Origin of the sequence: Barnesiella sp. CU968, assembly GCF_905219685.1 — a bacterium.
GTDB lineage: Bacteria > Bacteroidota > Bacteroidia > Bacteroidales > Muribaculaceae > Lepagella > Lepagella muris_A.
In genome coordinates this window covers 1-1,793 of sequence record NZ_CAJMXD010000500.1, presented here as the reverse complement: position 1 = coordinate 1,793, position 1,793 = coordinate 1, and the positions used below count along the sequence as shown (strand labels likewise).

At 48.6% G+C, this 1,793-nt stretch carries 3 protein-coding genes; 1 reads left to right on the top strand and 2 read right to left on the bottom strand.

All coding sequences use genetic code 11. The features are described from left to right. The first annotated feature begins 254 nt into the window (after window positions 1–254). On the top strand, window positions 255–1,094 hold the full coding sequence (locus JX312_RS13100; RefSeq protein ID WP_239653930.1) for a glycerophosphodiester phosphodiesterase: 840 nt from the start codon (window positions 255–257) through the stop codon (window positions 1,092–1,094). 98 nt (window positions 1,095–1,192) lie between these two features. On the opposite strand, the gene rpmA is transcribed toward JX312_RS13100, so the two are convergent. Both rpmA and rplU read right to left on the bottom strand, forming a co-directional pair. After that, on the bottom strand, window positions 1,193–1,453 hold the full coding sequence (rpmA, locus tag JX312_RS13095; protein WP_123405991.1) for a 50S ribosomal protein L27: 261 nt from the start codon (window positions 1,451–1,453) through the stop codon (window positions 1,193–1,195). A gap of 15 nt (window positions 1,454–1,468) precedes the next feature. Then, window positions 1,469–1,792, bottom strand: a complete 324-nt coding sequence (rplU, locus tag JX312_RS13090; protein WP_123405993.1) for a 50S ribosomal protein L21 — start codon at window positions 1,790–1,792, stop codon at window positions 1,469–1,471. Between the last annotated feature and the right edge of the window lies 1 nt (window position 1,793).

Here is a 1,793-nt window from a genome sequence, read left to right as displayed (position 1 = left end):
CCTGACTGTTAATCAGGGGGTCGTTGGTTCAAGCCCATCCTGAAGCGCCCGAGAGAGTCTCGTATTCCGAGGCTCTCTTTTTGTTGTTGCTATAGGAAACCGTCCCCGTCACTGCCCCGTCCCAGTCCCAGCGCATGGTAATAAATTTTGGATGTTAAATTTTTCTGTATGAATTTTTATTTATAAATTTGACAGCGGCAAGTCCGGGTTGGACTTGCTGAAATCCATAACTATATTAACTAATCGTAACTGAAATGAAAAAATCAATTGATTTTAGACTTGGGATGGCTGTCGGCATCCTGTCGCTGTCTGCTCTGTCGGCATTGTCGCAGACGCAGGAGATCCGAGTGTTCTCTCACCGTGGCGGAAGAATGGAACATGATGAAAACACGATGGAGGCATTCGTGGCGAGTCATAAGGCGGGATATACGGGCTATGAGACCGATATCCGCATGACAAAAGATGGCGAGCTGATTGTCACGCATGACAGTAAGCTTGACCGCACTACAAACGGTAGCGGTGCCGTGGAGGAAAAGACTCTTGTCGAGCTGAGGAAGCTCAATACGAAGAAGGGTAACAAGATGATTACCCTTGATGAGTTGATGGACTTTCTTAAAGGCAAGCCGGGTCTGTATGTTGAGTTCGAGATGAAAACGAATCCCGAGAGTCTTTATCCGGAGGAGTCGCTGCCTGAGTATGTCGATAAGCTCTATAAGAAGGTCATGTCGATCAAGCCGTCTGATGCGGAGTTTCTTTTTACATCTTCCGATACGCGTGCGTTGCGCTGCATGCAGCGTAGGCATCCCGACGCGGAGCTTCTTCTCATCACGAGCGAGCCGGTGTCGAAAGCTACAGTCGCGCTGTGCAAGGGGCTCGGCATAAAGCGTCTTGGCTCAAAAATGGAAGGGACTTCACGGGAGGCGGTGAAATATGCCCATAAGCAGGGGCTGACCGTGAGTCTCTGGCCCGGGCATACGGTGGAGGACTTTATGCTTGGCGCTTACCTTGGCGCGGATTATCTATGCACCGACATTCCCATCGGTCAGAAGGCATGGGCAGAGAAAAACGCCCCCTGGATAAAAGTGAGATATTGAAATGATTCAAGAAGAGATTCTTTTGTCTTTACAGACTCTCTGCAATAAAAAAAGAGGAATCCGTCGGGATTCCTCTTTTTTTATTGCAGAGAGAAGTGTTAAGCTTCTTTGGGCTGCACGTTGATGAACTTGCGACCCTCTTTGCCGGTGGAGAACACCACAATTCCGTCGATGAGGGCGAAAAGAGTGTGATCCTTACCCATGCCTACGTTAAGACCGGGGTGGTGCACAGTGCCACGCTGACGTTTGATGATGTTACCTGCCTTGCAGTATGAACCACCGAAGATTTTGACTCCAAGTCGTTTGCTTTCTGATTCGCGGCCGTTCTTAGAACTACCGACACCTTTCTTATGTGCCATTTCTTATCTACGGTTTTAAGCGGTTACAATTTTTTTAATTAACACTTTGGAGAAGCACTGACGGTGACCGTTCTTGCGACGATAGCCTTTGCGGCGTTTCTTCTTGAAGACGATCACTTTCTCGCCCTTTACAAGGGGAGTGAGAACCTCGCATTCCACTTTTGCGCCTTCCACGGCAGGCACACCGACCTTAACGTCGCCGTCGGCATCAATGAGGAGAACTTTGTCGAAAGAAACGGCTTCGCCTTCTTTCACTTCCTCGCCGAGATAATGAACATACAGGTATTTGCCTTCCTCGGCTTTGAACTGCTGTCCTTTAATTTCTACGATAGCGTACATT

Excerpts from the sequence above, each read along its gene's own strand:
- JX312_RS13100 (WP_239653930.1), top strand. The coding sequence starts at position 255 with ATGAAAAAATCAATTGATTTTAGACTTGGGATGGCTGTCGGCATCCTG.
- rplU (WP_123405993.1), bottom strand. The coding sequence starts at position 1,792 with ATGTACGCTATCGTAGAAATTAAAGGACAGCAGTTCAAAGCCGAGGAA.
- rpmA (WP_123405991.1), bottom strand. The coding sequence starts at position 1,453 with ATGGCACATAAGAAAGGTGTCGGTAGTTCTAAGAACGGCCGCGAATCA.